Below are 14058 nucleotides of genomic sequence, written 5' to 3' on the forward strand. Positions count from 1 at the left end.
CAGCCCAGGTCCGTAGTGCGCGAGGCAGAGATGCGAAGGCATCCTGTCCATTGCCGGGTAGCGGGACCACATTGCTGTGGTCCCGCCCCCTTAGAACCGTACGTGACAGTTGCCCGTCATACGGCTCAAGCCTCAACCGCTTTATAGCCATGTCGTTGATGGTGTGCATGATGGCACCATCGGTGAACAAGCATCCGGTTATCCCTCTCGTCACCTCCACCTGTGTGTCGAGGTGCAAGGTGATGATCATCAATTGGATCGCCGGGCCAGAAAGTCATACCGCATAGACCACAGGCGTTGTTCTGTGCTTGCAGTAACTCCAGCCGATTCCTTCGGAACGTCTCTTGAACCATCTGGCGCTTCTTGCGCTCTTCCCAGTCGACCTTTTGTGTCGGATCCATGGGCGATGAGCGTCCGATCACTTTGGTGAACCGGGTGATCCGGGTTGCGCTATGACGGTAGAGTTTGGCCGTACCATCGGAGAGCGTCCAGTAGCCATCGTCGAGGAAGTATCGTGCCTTGATCCATTTGCTGGATTTGTTCGGGTGACGACGCTTCGCCCAAGTCCAGGTCATAGCCCAGACCCAGTGGGTGGCTTTGCTGAATGTTTCCTTGGCTGCGCAGTGCCGGTAGTAACAGGCCCAGCCCCGCATAACAGGGGTAAGTTCCTTGATCACTGTCGCCACTGGGGTCTGCTTATGCCCAGCCAGATAGGTCTTGATCGCACGCAGGTGATCACGGACCTTCTCTTTCTGCGGCTTTGTCAGCAGAACTCCGCCAAAACGCCTGATCTCGAAGCCCAGGAAGGTGAACCCCTCGTCAACATGGACGATCCGGGTTTTGGCTTCGCTGAGGGTGAGTCCACGCTGTGCAAGGAAAGCCTGCACTGTGGGGATCACGTAGTCTTCGAGGACCTCCCGTGAGGGAGCCGTGACGACAAAATCATCGGCGTAGCGGATCAGGTTCAGGCCATGGTTCTTGCCCCGTCGCAAAGCTGGGCTCACCAGCTTTCCGTTGGGGCGCTCACAGCCAAACTGCCGTTCCAGACCGTCCAGCGCGATGTTGGCCAACAGAGGGGAGATGATCCCGCCCTGTGGGGTTCCCGCTGTTGTGTCCTTTTGGTTGCCGAGATCTACCACGCCGGCTTTGAGCCAGCGCTGGATTGTCGTCGTGAACACCGGCAGCCGTTTTAGCAGGGCATCGTGATCAATGTTGTCAAAGCAGCCGCTGATGTCGGCATCGAGCACCCATTGCGCGCAGCCCTTCCGGTTCAGCGTGGTGTGGATGGCCTCGATGGCGTCATGACAGGAGCGCCCCGGGCGGAAGCCATACGAGTTCGCCTCGAAGCGACTTTCCCATTCCGGTTCGAGCGCCATCTTGACGATGGCCTGCATGACGCGGTCCTTCACGGTCGGGATCCCCAAGGGGCGCTTTTTGCCGTTGGCTTTCGGGATGTAAACCCGACGCACCGGCTTGGGCTGGTAATCCTTGAGGCTCAGACCGCTCTTCAGGAGCACCAGGCGGGCTTTCGGAGTGTCGCACACCATTCCGTCAATGCCTGGCGTATGCTTGCCACCATTCTCCTGGGTCACCTGACGGATCGCCTTGAGCTTGGCCGACATGGAGCGGACGAGAAGCTTTTGGAGGTTCTTTACCCTCGCGAGATCCCCGTCTACCGTGGCGCGAAAGATGCGGCCCTGAAGATGACGCACGGTTCCTTCGACGGTGGTCCAGTTGATATCGGACCAGCGCTCTAAGTCCCGCCCATTCTTCTGTTCGATGACGAGCATCGTCTAACGTCTCGAATGGTTGGCATCGTCCCAGTGCTTCTCAATCGCTGAGACCTGCCGGAAGTCTGCGTCCTTTCGGACTGGGGATCTCCACCGTGCGGTGGCCCTATCCGCCCCATTACAAGGCGGCCTTCGCTTTCTCCGGCTCTCCTCTACCCCCTCCGTCATCCCCTTTCCTTACGGTTAGGCTACCGCCGTGAGGCGGGACGGGTGGGGCTTACCCAGTTGATCAGACTGAAGATGCGGTCGGAGGAGGTTGGAACCTATGACCCGGCGGGAGTTCTGAACATCGTCAGGTCAAGGGCGTCGACCTGATCCGACCCGCTTACCATTTTGGTCCTGCCTGTCAGCCTCTTTGGCAGGTTAGGCTTCACGAGCTTTTATGTAGGTTCTTTGCTTACGCTCAACCGTTCCGTCCTCTCCTGGTCCACCTCCAGCATCGAGGCTGTCAGAGTGGGGCCATTGTTCCCAAGGCTTCGTACGTCGGATTACTCCTTCGCACGCTCGGGTAGGAGCACCTGGATGTTACAGGGTCCGATCCGTTGTACGGGTCGGTACTTCCAGTCTGATCCTGATGAGTCAGTTGATTGTATATGTGCGACACCTCCTGACCCTCTGGTCGCAACGCCCCGGAGCCTGGGCTTTTTCATTCGAACATTGCCGTGGTTCGACAAAGTGGCCGCAAATCCGAATGAATGCGAATGGACGCTCCTGGCATATCCGAGACCAAAGCCGTGGGCCGTTCACGTTTCAAAAGCGCACCTTGCGAAGGGTGGTGGTTTCATCGTCCAGAAGGATGTTCAGCGTAGGATCTCGCTCTAAGTTGGGTCTGTGACTTTTGCCAGACGCTGCAAGTTCGCCTTCACGCGAACCCGCACATGTCGGAGAACCGCAGTCCAAGGGAGGCAGACATGAAGATCGGCATCATCGGCGCAGGCAACATTGGCGGCAACCTGACCCGTCGCTTCGCCACGCTTGGGCACGAGGTCTCTGTGGCTAACTCCCGCGGACCTGAGACGCTCGCCTCCTTGGTGCAGGAGACCGGCGCCAAGGCCGTTTCGGTCGCGGAGGCCGTCCGCGACAGGGATATCATCGTCGTCACGATCCCGGAAAAGAGCATCCCCGATCTGCCAAAGGGATTGTTCGACGGCGTCGGCCCTGGCGTCGTCGTCATCGACACCGGCAACTACTATCCGCAGCAGCGTGATGGTCGCATCGAGGAGATCGAGAATGGCATGCCCGAAAGCCGCTGGGTCGAGCGGCAGCTGGGCCGGCCTGTGATCAAGGCGTTCAACAACATCTATGCCCGGCACCTGCTTGAGCTGGGTCAGCCGCGAGGCGCCCCCGGCCGTATTGCGCTGCCGGTTGCAGGGGACGATTCTAAGGCCAAGGCCGTCGTGCTTCAACTCGTCGACGAACTCGGGTTCGATGGCATCGATGCCGGAGGACTAGACGAGTCCTGGCGGCAACAGCCGGGAACGCCGGTGTACGGGACTGACCATGATGCCGAGGGCGTCGCTCGCGCCCTCTCCGAAGCCCACCGGGAGCGCACGCCGGACTGGCGCGCCAAGTAAGGCTGCAAACTCCGCTGTCTGTTTTCACGGGATGGCGCTGCTGTATCGTTCGTGCTTCACGGCGACGGCACCGGCCCTAACTGCGAGCAAAGCGCCGGTGATCTCGGCGGCGGCCCGCGTGCCGGCGTCGGTCTCCATGGCCGCTCCAAGCCGATGCCGGAAGAATTTTCTCGCCAGAGTTCGTCCGGCATCGAACACGTCCCAACATTCACCACTCTTGCCCTGAAGAGCCCAGCCGGAAGTCCATTTCCCATATCAGCGCCAACGCTACAGGCGCCAAGGTGAGGACATAAACCCGCAGCTGAAGGTCCCGGCGCGGTCCTGTCGCGAAGTCGAGGTCTGGTTAAGGAGACTGTAGTGGAATGTATTCTCGTTGACACGTGCACCCGCATTGGTCCTTATGCCGTGGTGCAGATGGGGTGAGCGCTTGGCGAAGCCACGCATTCACGTCTTCCATCTGCTCAACGTTCGTCGGCACGTGAGCCGATCCGGTCGCAGCCTACCCGGTCAAAACAAGGAGTTCCGGTGAAGACCCTCGTCGTCTGTTCCGGCGGATTGGACTCCGTCACGCTCGCGCACAAGGTTGCGGCTGAGCAAACCCTCACGCGCCTAGTGTCCTTCGACTATGGCCAGCGCCACAGGAAAGAGCTGGCCTCGGCCCATGCTTGCGCCGTGCGACTGAGCGTGCCGCACGATATCATCGATATCTCCGCCGTCGGGCGGCTCCTGACCGGATCGGCTCTCACCAGCGGAGAAGCAGTTCCTGAAGGGCACTACGCGGAAGACACCATGCGGATCACCGTGGTGCCCAATCGCAATGCCATCATGCTGGCGATTGCCTTCGGCGTGGCTGCGGCCGAGCAGGCGGAGGCCGTGGCAGCCGCAGTTCATGGCGGCGACCACTTCATCTACCCGGATTGCCGTCCCGATTTCGTCGAGAGCTTCGAGACCATGCAGCGCCATGCGTTGGAGGGTTTGGCGGACATCACCCTCTACACGCCCTTCGTGCGGCAGAGCAAAGCCGACATCGTGCGGGAAGGTGCTCGGCTAGGTGTGCCCTTTGCCGACACTTGGTCCTGCTACCAGGGCGGCGAACGTCATTGCGGGCGCTGCGGCACCTGTGTCGAGCGGCGCGAGGCCTTTGAACTCGCTGGCGTAGACGATCCCACCCCGTACGAAGACCCGGATTACTGGATCAAAGCCTGCCGCGAGCATCAGGCCAATCAGCCTTCTTGAGTTCTGCGATACATCATCATTTCTTCGAAAGACACAAACATGACCCCTGATCTCCGCCGCAGAATTGAAGGCATAGCGGTCCTTATAGGCTTTACCGCCTGCATTCCGACCGCCAACTGGCTCGTCGGCAACGTCGGAACCGTCTGTGTTCCGGACGGCCCTTGCCTGATCCCCGTAGCCCCTGGCCTGGCGGCCCCCAGCGGTGTGCTGGTGGTCGGCCTGGCGCTGGTGTTGCGCGATCTCGTGCAGCGGCGGCTGGGGCGGTACTGGGCGCTGGCCGCCATCGGGGTCGGGGCCATCCTCTCGGTAGTCTTTGCACCTCCGTCGCTTATCCTCGCCTCGTCGGCAGCTTTTTTGTTGTCCGAGCTGGCGGATCTGGGCGTCTACACGCCGTTGCAGCAGCGAGGCCTGATCCTGGCGGTGGTCGCGAGCAGTCTCGTGGGCTTGGTCATCGACAGTGCGGTGTTCCTGTTCCTGGCCTTCGGGAGTCTTGAGTTTCTGCTGCCGCAGATCATCGGAAAGGTCTGGATGGTGCTGTTGAGCATTCCAGCCATGGCATGGCTGCGTCGGCGCGATGAGCGGATCGCCATGCCTGTGTGCACCTGACCTGGATGCGCGAGGATTGCTCTCACCATTCCACACTCCCAAGGCGGATGCGGCAGGAGCGGGTCGAGCGCCTCTCCGATCTGCATCGTCCGCGCCATCTTCTGCTCGGCCTACCTGTGGATCTGCTGAAGAGCCTCGCGCAGCCTTGACGCATCCGCAATGGCTGCCTCGGCGCACTTGAACAGGACATCCTCGGATGCCCAATCGGCAAGAACAGAGCTATCGCTTTGACGTTCCTCGATCTCGGTCAGAGGCTCCAACCGCGTGGCATCGTCAAGGAGCCTCTGGCGATCAACCGTCAAGGAGAGCCACTTGGCGACGGCGGGGGCGCCTAGGCCTGTCGACGGTAATCGGCCGCTTTGTTCTGCGTCGGCATATCCCGATCCTTGCCCCGGTAGGAACAAACGCTTCGATGAGGCCGTTCGTTCACTGCGGACCTCGCGACACGGATGGAGGTGGCTGAACCATGCCGCACCCTGCCTTCCACTTCCAGGACAATGCTCCTGACCGCCGCCGAAGTACAAGTGTCGTGACGGCTCTGGCCGTCAAGGCAGCCTACCTAGAGGACCGCCATACAGCCCTCGACATTAGCCGAGAATGGCTCGCCCGTGGCGAGAGCTCCAGATTTGGCGGCCTCGAGGGTGTAACCGACACGGCTGGACCTGGCCTGGAACTGCCGCTCCCCGGGACGCTCCGTCGGCAGGTGCGACGGACCCTGACCTCGCTATCGCGGGAGATCGGGATGGCAGTGGAGCATGGAGAGCGAATGATGCACCTGACGGCCGCAGTGGCGCAGCAGGTGCAGGCTGTCAGGGCGAACCTCCAACGCACGGGGGAGCTTATGGCTGACTTGAATGGAAACCGCGCTCGGAGAGAATGACGGCCTTACCCAACATCCTCGCCACAAACTATTGCGGGATGTAGCAGGCACCGGCCTTCAGGTCGCAAGGTCCCAAATGGCACCTCTCGGAAGTAGACCCAAAGTCTGCTCTCGCCAGGGATATCGGACGTTCCTGGAGGTCGAGGGATCGGCAGAAGTTGACCCCGTGCAGACCTTCGCCTTCGCCTGTGGAGGTGTGGCGATCAGGCCAGGGCATTCATGACGGCGCGGCTCTCGTCTCCATGGATACCTTCACCATGCGAAAGGCCGAGCTGGCTGCGCTCGGTGATGCCACCACGCGCACCCCATGTACGTTGCCGTCTCATTTGCCTGTTTAAGCCCACGTTGCGGAAATGGTATTCTGTCTGTCTGCCAACGACGGGAGGCCCTGATGAGAAAGTCGCTGATCATCATAACCCTGGCTGTTTGCCTTGGCGGTAACGTGTTGGCCGCGACCCGGCCAGTAGCGCCAGCAGCCGGAAGGCGTGCCCAGCCGATCGACATCATCCTGTCGGACTTCGCGTTCACGCCGCAGAATTTCCATCTGCATCAGGGCCAGACGTACCAGCTTCGCCTCGTCAACAGAGGATCGGCAAGTCACAACCTCTCTGCGCCTGAGTTCTTTGCCGCCGCACAAATCACCCCGTCCGATGCTGCTGCAGTTTCCGGTGGCAAGATCGAAGTCGGCAAGGGGGAGGCCCGCACGGTACGACTCATTCCGGCTGCTGGCCGGTACGGCATGACGTGGACGCACTTCCTGCACGCCAGCTTCGGCATGACTGGAAGCATCACTGTCGACTGACGTTGAGCCAGTCAGGCGCTGGCTACGGTTCCATGCGTCTGTTGCTTATTGTGCTGACAGCGCTCCTGAGGCCTGCGCTCCGCTCATGTCTTAACCGGTTCTGTGTGCGCTTCCGCCTTGCATCCCAAGGTGTTAACCGCGAAGGCGAGACGTGATTTCGATGCGCCGACATTCGGCTAGACAGGGGCATTCATCGGGGAGCTCCATTTAGCCGTTCACCCGCACGATTTATCAACTTACGCTCAGAAATTTGCACTTGTCGCGTCCCTCTTCACAAGCACGGCACCTGCAGATGCATCGTGTCCGGTTATGAAGCAGCCAACACAGTTCTCCATCCCGGAATAAAACTGCAGGTGCCATGGTCTTGCCAACAGGGAGCAGTGACCGGAAGCGACATCCGCCTTGCTCCTCGATCCACCGTCTGATGGAGAACCGTGATGTTGAACCTGTCACGCCGAGGTGTCCTGGTCAGCGCGGCCATGGCAGCGGCTTTCGGGCTGCCGAAGCCCTTGGCTCTGATTGCTAACGCTCATGCAGAGACGCCTGTTGAGCCGACGAAGGGCTTCTACAAGTACAAGGTCGGATCAATCGAGGCGACCGCCGTTTATGACGGCATCTGGCGCAAGCCCCATGATCCAGCCTTCATCAAGGATGTAAGCGTCGACGAGACTAAGGCGGCACTCGCCAAGGCGGGGCTGACAACCGACTTCATGCCGATCCCGCTCACGGTGCTGGTTCTGAAGATCGGCGACAAACACATCATGATCGACGCGGGCTCCGGGGTCGGCCAGTGGCAGGCCAATGCCACCCATCTCCCGGCCAACATGCAGGCGGCCGGCATCGATCACAGCCAGATCAGCGCAATCCTGATTTCCCACTTTCATCCGGACCACGTGTGGGGCCTGATGGAGAAGGGAACGAACGCTGCCGTGTTTCCGAATGCCGAGCTAGTGGTGAACAGGGCCGAGTACAATTTCTGGACGGAGCCGGGCCGCGTCGAGAAGCTGCCGGAAGGCCGTCGCCAAGCCGGAAAGCGCATCGCCGAGGCTTTTCCGACATGGAACAACTGGAGGCTCGTCGAAAGCGGCACCGAGGTTGCGCCCGGTATTCAGATCCTTGAAGCCTACGGTCACACACCCGGTCATTCCGTTTTTTTGGTGACGTCTGGCAGCGACCAGCTGATGGTGTCGAACGACACGATGTACGTCCCGGCTCTCCTGGCGCCCCATCCGGAGTGGCAAGGCAGCTATGACCAGGATGGGCCGTTGGCGGTTACAACCCGCCACAGGATCATCGATCGTGTCATTGCGGACAGGATGATGATCTGCGGCGCTCACTTCCCATTCCCCGGACTCGGCACCTTCGTGAAGGATGGCAATGCCTATGCCTTCACTCCCGTCGAGGTCTGATCCAACAAGTGAGAACAGTCATGATGAAGAAGACACCGCTCTTTTCGTTGGCCCTTCTGGGCGCGATGGCGCTCACGCCGGCCCTGATGAGCACCGCAGCTCTCGCCGTCGACGATGACACGTCGACCGGTGCGGTCGATCTGAGCTCCGTCCGGGAGAAGATCAAGGCGGCCAACTATGCCGCGGCGCTGGAAGAGCTGCGGGGGCTGGCTGAAGACACCCAGCAGGCGGATGTCTACAATCTGCTGGGCTACACCCTGCGCAAGACAGGCGACTATGAAACGTCACTCACCTACTACACCAAGGCGCTGGAGCTCCAGCCCGATTACAGGGCAGCTCGCGAGTACCTGGGCGAGCTGTATGTCGAGACCGGGCGTATTGGCAAAGCCAGGGAGCAGCTCGCGGCGCTGACCAAGCTCTGTCCAGGCGGTTGCGAGGAGCGCAAGGACCTGGAGAAAGCACTGGAGGGGAAATAGGCAGTCGATTAGCGGGTGGGTGAGATCATCACCCACCCCATTCTGCCATGATCAGTCTCGGGAGATTGCGATGTTACGGACATTTGAGGTCATCGCGTCAAGGGCCGCCAATCCCCTTCTTCTCGTGGGACGGCTCCTGCTGGCTCTGATCTTCCTTCACGAGGCCGTGACACTTTCCTTCGACTTCACGGCTGCTGCTTCGGCGATGAGCAAGATCGGCGTTCCACCTTACGTCCTGGTTCTAACCATTCTCTTGCAGCTTGGAGCGGGCTTGATGGTGGCATCAGGCTGGCACGCGCGCCTGGGATCCCTCAGCCTGGGCCTGTTCTGCCTCGCAACCGCTTTCTTGTTCCACTCCAACTTCGCCATCCGAAACGAGCTTTTGCATTTCGAGAAGGATCTTGCGATCGCGGGCGGCATGTTCGTCCTGACTGCGACGGGAGCTGGAGCGTTGTCGCTGGACAGGCTAGTCAAGCATCGGAGTCCCTTTGGATAGGCTCTATGACGCATACGCCAGATCCAACGAGGGCATAGATCCGCTTCTTTCGATACGGAACGGGTCGGCTCTTCATGCTTCTCAGCACGACCGATCTGGACATACCCGTCAAGGTGTTGTGAGACACTCCATCAAGGTAGACATCCATGAGCCGGTCAGACTACCCGAGTCAGCCCAATGATCGCTATTGACGGGCGAGCTGATCTTGAAACCGGTGCATGAACTCCTGTAGCTCGACGGCATTCAGATCCGAAACGGCCCAGAAGGTCATCCCGCTGCCGGACCAGCGAAGCGTGTTGTATCCGTTGCTGACCGAGGACTGCGCTCCCTCGGCATTGACCCTGTTCTTCTCCGCCGGCCAGATGAACAGGTTGATCACGTGCTCGCGGCGTTTGTACACCAGTGCCGCAACTGCCCGCCCGGCAACGTAGTCGAGGCGGCCGCCGGTCAGGGCAAAGCCGTCACCCACAAGATCAACAACCGGAGGGGCGAAGTCGAGCCGGCCATCAAACCAGGGTTTCACGGTATGCCGGTCGGATGTTGTCACGTCTGTGATATGGTTTGCCATCAGCGAGCGGACATGGTCAGAGACAAGTTCCTGCTCCAGATCCGGCGATGAACGCGGCACGATCAGAGCCACGGCGAGACCCGCCGCAAAAGCGGCAGCCGGAATGCCAAGGTGCTGACTTAGCCTCAGGCGCTGCCACCAGCCGGCCGCCGTCGGCGCAATCGGGCTGGCTGGCGCAGGCACAAGAGCTTCCAGAACCCGCGCCCGTAACGCGTCGGGCGCCCGATACCGAAGCCCGCCCTCCCGAATGGCTGCCCGAAGCTCCTGCAGTCGATGGTATTCGCTCGCGCAGGGAGCGCAGGTTCTCAGGTGGTCCTCGACCCGAAAGGAATTGGCGGCATCCAGTTCCCCGTCCAAGTGGCCATGCAGCAGAACTTCCATGTCGGAGCAGGGGAGTGTCATGAGCGGGTCTCCTCGCTGTCTGCGGTGCGTCGGCGCCAGGCTTCGGCCAGCAGGTGTCGCGCCCGGGCGAGGCGGGACATCACGGTGCCGATCGGCGTTCCGGTGGTTTCGGAGATTTCTTGGTAGGAGAGTTCCTCAAGCTCGCGCAAAACCAGCGTCTCCCGGAACGGAAGGGGTAAGGTCTCAATCAACTCCCTCATGGTGGAAATCTCGTCGTGCCGGACAACGGCGGTTTCGGGGCTATCCGCGGGATCGACCAGTCCGGCGGCATGCCCCCATGCGTCGCCCGGATCATCCGCCTGGATCGTCCCTGTACCTTCGAACGGAACTGTCAAATTCGATGCCGCGGCTTTCGCCCAGGTGTGGCAGCAGTTTCGCACGATCGCCAGGATCCAGGCTTTCGGATCACCGCCCCTGTACCCATCGAAGGCACGGAACGCCCGCAAGAAGGCCTCCTGTGCGACGTCCTCCGCCGCGACGGGATCCCGCAGCAAATAGCGCGCCAAGTTGTAAGCGGCATCCAGATGCGGAAGCATCAGGTCGCGAAAGCGCCGGGCGAGATCGGCTTGCTCAGCCGTTTCAGGCGACAGGGAGACCGGCACAGGTTCCTCCGCGCGTTGCTGGAGTGTACTCCCGTCATGCTTGCCTGTCACACAGCCGGATGCGCTGGACCAGCCCGCAGCCTTCCCGGTTGCGCGGACCTTCGGACCTAGCGTGAAGACCGCAGATGCCTTGGCTGTCAGAGGGGACATGCGCTCGAAGGTGATCACGTTGCCGCTCATGACGGGGCATCCCTGTGGGCCTGGGGCGTCTTCATCGTCGCTCACGAGTTCCAGATGGTTCGTCCGACAGCACTCCCGTCGATCAGGCGTCGATGCTGCGCTGGTTTATCCAGACCGGGCGACACCCGGACTTATTCCCAGCCGGCTGCAGCATTCTGCAATTCGTCTCCCGATACGTGCGATGCAGCACGCGTAGGAATGCGGCTCTCTCGAACCAAGGATCCTGCGGGAATAGCGGGCAGATCACGCTGGTCTCGGAATATGAGGCGGGACAAGCGGCGCCTCGAATCGAGCGGCACGAGACTGTCCAAGGGACGGAGGCGTGCCCGGGAGGCCATCATGGACACGGACCGTCGTGATCGCATTCTTGTTGCAGACCACAATCCGACCTTCCGCGAGACCCTCGTCCGGCGGCTCCGGGCTGCAGGGTACGAGGTGACCACAGCAGACACGGGCGAGCATGCATTTCTGACGTTGCGGGATTGGCAGCACCCCATCGAGTGGCTCTACACCCGAGCTGGTCTGCCCATCCTGATCGACGGCTGGATTCTGGCCGACGAGTATCATGACACCTATCCAGCACGTCCCGCCGTCATCGCGGCGGCTAAGGTTCGGCCGTCCCGTCAAGGCGACATCATCCTTGCTCACCCGAGTCCGGCATCTGTGTTGGAGATCATCCGCGAGCTGATTGCCGCGAGGCATGATCGACCGGCGGCAGCCGCGATGGGGTCCGGCTGTCAGCGGCAGGCAGCATAACGACAGAGCGTCCGCGAACAGCCCCACGGTTTCGATCGAAGGGTGTTTCTGTGTCCTGTCTTGATTGGAGGATTATGACAATGGCGAACGAGAGAGTGCGCTGGCTTGGAAGGGCCGAATACGGCTTGCCGCCTCGCAATGCGGGGCCCCTCAATCCCGCAGGCACTGGTGCTGGTAAGCGCGATCATTTCCGGAGTGAAGCCTATTCAGCGGGCGCGGTCTCGTTCGAAATTACCTCGATTCGACCGTGTCGCAACTCCCGCGGCGCTGCAATGCGTCACGGACCTACCCTGTCCGGGGAGCCTGCGGTCAAGAGCCAGCGAGAACTGCACCATGCTCGGGAGGAGGCAGCTCCATTGCCGCAATGGATGAGTGACACCCGTCCCAATCGCGCAGGCATGTTGATTCCAGGCCTCCTGGTCGCTCTTGCGCTCTTAGCGGCAGCGGATGGCGTTCTGAGCACCGCCTTGGAGCTGGCTTGGCTATGAGCGACCTGATGTCCTCGTGAAAGGTCGGCTTCTGGCACACCTAGCGACGCTAGCCCGAGGGCAGCAATCCTCACGGAACCGAATATTCTGAAAAGTGAATGGACTTCGCTGCCTGACCGAGGCTGTGTCAAAACGCAGATCGGGACCGAGTGAGCTCACCTCTGTGATCCTCTGATCGGCTGGAGCGCAGGTGACAACGGCCGTTTGGCTCATCGACAAGGCTGGATGTCATTCTTGCTGGTGTCCCAGCCATCGTGATCAGCTTGGGTGCCTAGAGCGATGCCCCCTCAGGACTGGATTGCTGCCAGCAGCGGCCCTGGTCCGAGGATCGCCAGAACCCGCTTCAGGTTATAGGCGAGCACGTGCAGGCTCATCTCGGTGCGCACCCGCTCCAAGGTCCGGGTCAGGAAGTGCGTAGCACCCATCCAGGCCTTGATCGTTCCAAACGGATGCTCCACCGTCTGCCGCCGCAGACGCGGCGTCTCCGGGGCCCGATCGAGCCGCTCCTGCATCGCATCGAGCACATCCTCATGCTCCCAGCGTCTGACCCGGCGCTCCTTGCCGGGCGTACACTGATCTTTGAGCGCACAGGTTTGGCAGCAGCTGGTCCAGTAGAGATGCAGCAGCATCCCATGCTCGATGGTGGAGCATCGTCGCGTCAGGCGCTCTCCGGCGGGACAGCGATAGGTGTCATCCTCGGGATGATAGACGAAGTCCTGCTTGCCGAAGCGTCCGTCAGCCTTGGCGCTCGAGTTGAGGGTCTTGGGCACATAGGGCGTGATCCCAGCTCTCTCGCAGGCCAGGATGTCCTCGCCCTTGTAGTAGCCTCTGTCCGCCAGAGCCTCCAGGCTCGGCGTGCCCATGGCACCCTGCGCCTGCTGGCCCATCACCGATAACTGGCCCCGATCCGAGCCGCTGTTGGTGACCTCATGTGCGACGATCAGGTGGTGCTGGACATCCACCGCGGCCTGAACGTTGTAGCCGACGATGCCCGTGCCGATGCCCCGGTTGGTCATCGCCCGCGCGTCCGGATCAGTGAGCGAGATCTGCTGGTCGGGAGCCGCCAGCACCTGCTGCTCCAGCTCCCGGAACTGCTGCATCTGCTCTCTGAGCGCCGCGATCTTGTCCTTGATCCGCCCGGCCTTCACCTGCGCCAGCTCGCTCTCCTGCCGATCGGCCGTGTCGAGGGCGGACAGATAGTGTGCGATGCTGGCCTCCACCTGCTCGATGCGCTTGGCGAGCTTGGCCGGCGTGAAGTTCTTGTCCCGCGCGTTGACCGCCTTGAACTTGGAGCCGTCGATGGCCACCACCGCCTGCGAGAACAGGTTGAGCGTGCGGCACAGCCCGACGAACTGGCGGCACACGGCCCGAATGGCCGGTCCATTGTCCTTGCGGAAGCGGGCGATGGTCTTGTGATCCGGCTGAAGCTGGCCGGTGAGCCACATCAGCTCAAGGTTGCGGCCGGTCTCCTGCTCGAGGCGGCGGCTGGACGGGATGCGGTTGAGATAGCCATAGATGTAGATCTTGAGCAGGGCCGCCGGATGGTAGGCCGGGCGGCCCGTCGCCTGTGGGATGACACTCTCGAACCCCAGGGCATGCAAGTCGAGTTCCTCGACAAAGACGTCGATCACCCGCACCGGATTGTCGTCACTGACGTACTCGTCGAGGCAGACCGGGAACAAGGTGCCTTGGCTGCGCTCCTGGCCTTGGACAAACCGCTTCATCGCGATCCCTCCAGTCCGTACTGACCCAACCAGATTACTAGATTCCGCGTTTTGACACAGCCTCGACCC

At 61.2% G+C, this 14058-nt stretch carries 15 protein-coding genes; 9 read left to right on the plus strand and 6 right to left on the minus strand.

Annotated elements, in window-relative coordinates; all coding sequences use genetic code 11:
* Nucleotides 1-125 precede the first annotated feature (125 nt).
* Nucleotides 126-1790, minus strand: a complete 1665-nt coding sequence (gene ltrA, locus DDF70_RS31715) for a group II intron reverse transcriptase/maturase (RefSeq protein WP_114944599.1) — start codon at nt 1788-1790, stop codon at nt 126-128.
* 878 nt (nt 1791-2668) lie between these two features.
* Between ltrA and DDF70_RS31720 the strand changes: the two genes are divergently transcribed.
* Nucleotides 2669-3364, plus strand: a complete 696-nt coding sequence (locus DDF70_RS31720) for an NADPH-dependent F420 reductase (RefSeq protein WP_114948622.1) — start codon at nt 2669-2671, stop codon at nt 3362-3364.
* A gap of 24 nt (nt 3365-3388) precedes the next feature.
* On the opposite strand, the gene DDF70_RS37195 is transcribed toward DDF70_RS31720, so the two are convergent.
* Complete coding sequence (locus DDF70_RS37195) at nt 3389-3562, minus strand: hypothetical protein (RefSeq protein ID WP_162820821.1); 174 nt, start codon at nt 3560-3562, stop codon at nt 3389-3391.
* 327 nt (nt 3563-3889) lie between these two features.
* On the opposite strand from DDF70_RS37195, the gene queC reads away from it, so the two are divergent.
* The 3 genes from queC (at nt 3890) to DDF70_RS31740 (ending at nt 6086) form a co-directional block, all read left to right on the plus strand.
* Nucleotides 3890-4600 carry a 7-cyano-7-deazaguanine synthase QueC gene (gene queC / locus DDF70_RS31725; RefSeq protein WP_114948623.1) on the plus strand — a complete coding sequence of 237 codons (711 nt, stop codon included), beginning with the start codon at nt 3890-3892 and terminating at the stop codon, nt 4598-4600.
* Nucleotides 4601-4639: 39 nt separating this feature from the next.
* Nucleotides 4640-5206: a VUT family protein gene (locus DDF70_RS31730; protein ID WP_114948624.1), complete on the plus strand. Its 567-nt coding sequence runs from the start codon at nt 4640-4642 to the stop codon at nt 5204-5206.
* Nucleotides 5207-5672: 466 nt separating this feature from the next.
* Nucleotides 5673-6086, plus strand: a complete 414-nt coding sequence (locus DDF70_RS31740; RefSeq protein WP_114948626.1) for a hypothetical protein — start codon at nt 5673-5675, stop codon at nt 6084-6086.
* A gap of 203 nt (nt 6087-6289) precedes the next feature.
* Here the strand turns inward: DDF70_RS31740 and DDF70_RS38905 are convergent, their stop codons facing one another.
* Nucleotides 6290-6412 (minus strand): hypothetical protein, encoded by a 123-nt coding sequence (locus DDF70_RS38905; protein ID WP_281024410.1) that lies wholly within the window; start codon nt 6410-6412, stop codon nt 6290-6292.
* 65 nt (nt 6413-6477) lie between these two features.
* Here DDF70_RS38905 and DDF70_RS31745 point away from each other — a divergent pair, with 65 nt between their 5' ends.
* The 4 genes from DDF70_RS31745 (at nt 6478) to DDF70_RS31760 (ending at nt 9269) form a co-directional block, all read left to right on the plus strand.
* A complete protein-coding gene (locus DDF70_RS31745) occupies nt 6478-6888 on the plus strand; it encodes a plastocyanin/azurin family copper-binding protein (protein WP_162820822.1) in 411 nt (136 codons plus the stop codon).
* Between the two features lie 437 nt (nt 6889-7325).
* Nucleotides 7326-8297, plus strand: a complete 972-nt coding sequence (locus DDF70_RS31750; protein WP_114948628.1) for an MBL fold metallo-hydrolase — start codon at nt 7326-7328, stop codon at nt 8295-8297.
* Nucleotides 8298-8317: 20 nt separating this feature from the next.
* Nucleotides 8318-8773, plus strand: coding sequence for a tetratricopeptide repeat protein (locus tag DDF70_RS31755; RefSeq protein ID WP_114948629.1), 456 nt, complete (start codon nt 8318-8320; stop codon nt 8771-8773).
* A gap of 70 nt (nt 8774-8843) precedes the next feature.
* Nucleotides 8844-9269, plus strand: coding sequence for a DoxX family protein (locus DDF70_RS31760; protein ID WP_114948630.1), 426 nt, complete (start codon nt 8844-8846; stop codon nt 9267-9269).
* Between the two features lie 184 nt (nt 9270-9453).
* On the opposite strand, the gene DDF70_RS31765 is transcribed toward DDF70_RS31760, so the two are convergent.
* Together DDF70_RS31765 and DDF70_RS31770 are read right to left on the minus strand one after the other, a co-directional pair.
* On the minus strand, nt 9454-10239 hold the full coding sequence (locus tag DDF70_RS31765; RefSeq protein ID WP_114948631.1) for an anti-sigma factor family protein: 786 nt from the start codon (nt 10237-10239) through the stop codon (nt 9454-9456).
* Nucleotides 10236-11021 carry a sigma-70 family RNA polymerase sigma factor gene (locus DDF70_RS31770; protein WP_245435730.1) on the minus strand — a complete coding sequence of 262 codons (786 nt, stop codon included), beginning with the start codon at nt 11019-11021 and terminating at the stop codon, nt 10236-10238. The genes DDF70_RS31765 and DDF70_RS31770 overlap by 4 nt, the downstream gene beginning before the upstream one ends.
* A 339-nt stretch (nt 11022-11360) precedes the next feature.
* Between DDF70_RS31770 and DDF70_RS31775 the strand changes: the two genes are divergently transcribed.
* Nucleotides 11361-11777, plus strand: coding sequence for a response regulator (locus DDF70_RS31775; protein WP_162820823.1), 417 nt, complete (start codon nt 11361-11363; stop codon nt 11775-11777).
* A 775-nt stretch (nt 11778-12552) separates the two neighbouring features.
* Here DDF70_RS31775 and DDF70_RS31780 read toward each other — a convergent pair.
* Nucleotides 12553-13989 carry an IS1182 family transposase gene (locus DDF70_RS31780; RefSeq protein WP_114947838.1) on the minus strand — a complete coding sequence of 479 codons (1437 nt, stop codon included), beginning with the start codon at nt 13987-13989 and terminating at the stop codon, nt 12553-12555.
* Nucleotides 13990-14058: the final 69 nt, after the last annotated feature.

The organism is Microvirga calopogonii (genome assembly GCF_003347665.1).
In the GTDB taxonomy this organism is placed as follows: Bacteria; Pseudomonadota; Alphaproteobacteria; order Rhizobiales; family Beijerinckiaceae; genus Microvirga; species Microvirga calopogonii.

Coding starts and splice junctions, on each gene's coding strand:
- ltrA (WP_114944599.1), bottom strand. CDS start 1,790: ATGCTCGTCATCGAACAGAAGAATGGGCGGGACTTAGAGCGCTGGTCC.
- DDF70_RS31720 (WP_114948622.1), top strand. CDS start 2,669: ATGTCGGAGAACCGCAGTCCAAGGGAGGCAGACATGAAGATCGGCATC.
- DDF70_RS31730 (WP_114948624.1), top strand. CDS start 4,640: ATGACCCCTGATCTCCGCCGCAGAATTGAAGGCATAGCGGTCCTTATA.
- DDF70_RS31740 (WP_114948626.1), top strand. CDS start 5,673: ATGCCGCACCCTGCCTTCCACTTCCAGGACAATGCTCCTGACCGCCGC.
- DDF70_RS38905 (WP_281024410.1), bottom strand. CDS start 6,412: ATGAGACGGCAACGTACATGGGGTGCGCGTGGTGGCATCACCGAGCGC.
- DDF70_RS31745 (WP_162820822.1), top strand. CDS start 6,478: ATGAGAAAGTCGCTGATCATCATAACCCTGGCTGTTTGCCTTGGCGGT.
- DDF70_RS31750 (WP_114948628.1), top strand. CDS start 7,326: ATGTTGAACCTGTCACGCCGAGGTGTCCTGGTCAGCGCGGCCATGGCA.
- DDF70_RS31755 (WP_114948629.1), top strand. CDS start 8,318: ATGATGAAGAAGACACCGCTCTTTTCGTTGGCCCTTCTGGGCGCGATG.
- DDF70_RS31760 (WP_114948630.1), top strand. CDS start 8,844: ATGTTACGGACATTTGAGGTCATCGCGTCAAGGGCCGCCAATCCCCTT.
- DDF70_RS31765 (WP_114948631.1), bottom strand. CDS start 10,239: ATGACACTCCCCTGCTCCGACATGGAAGTTCTGCTGCATGGCCACTTG.
- DDF70_RS31770 (WP_245435730.1), bottom strand. CDS start 11,021: ATGAGCGGCAACGTGATCACCTTCGAGCGCATGTCCCCTCTGACAGCC.
- DDF70_RS31775 (WP_162820823.1), top strand. CDS start 11,361: ATGGACACGGACCGTCGTGATCGCATTCTTGTTGCAGACCACAATCCG.
- DDF70_RS31780 (WP_114947838.1), bottom strand. CDS start 13,989: ATGAAGCGGTTTGTCCAAGGCCAGGAGCGCAGCCAAGGCACCTTGTTC.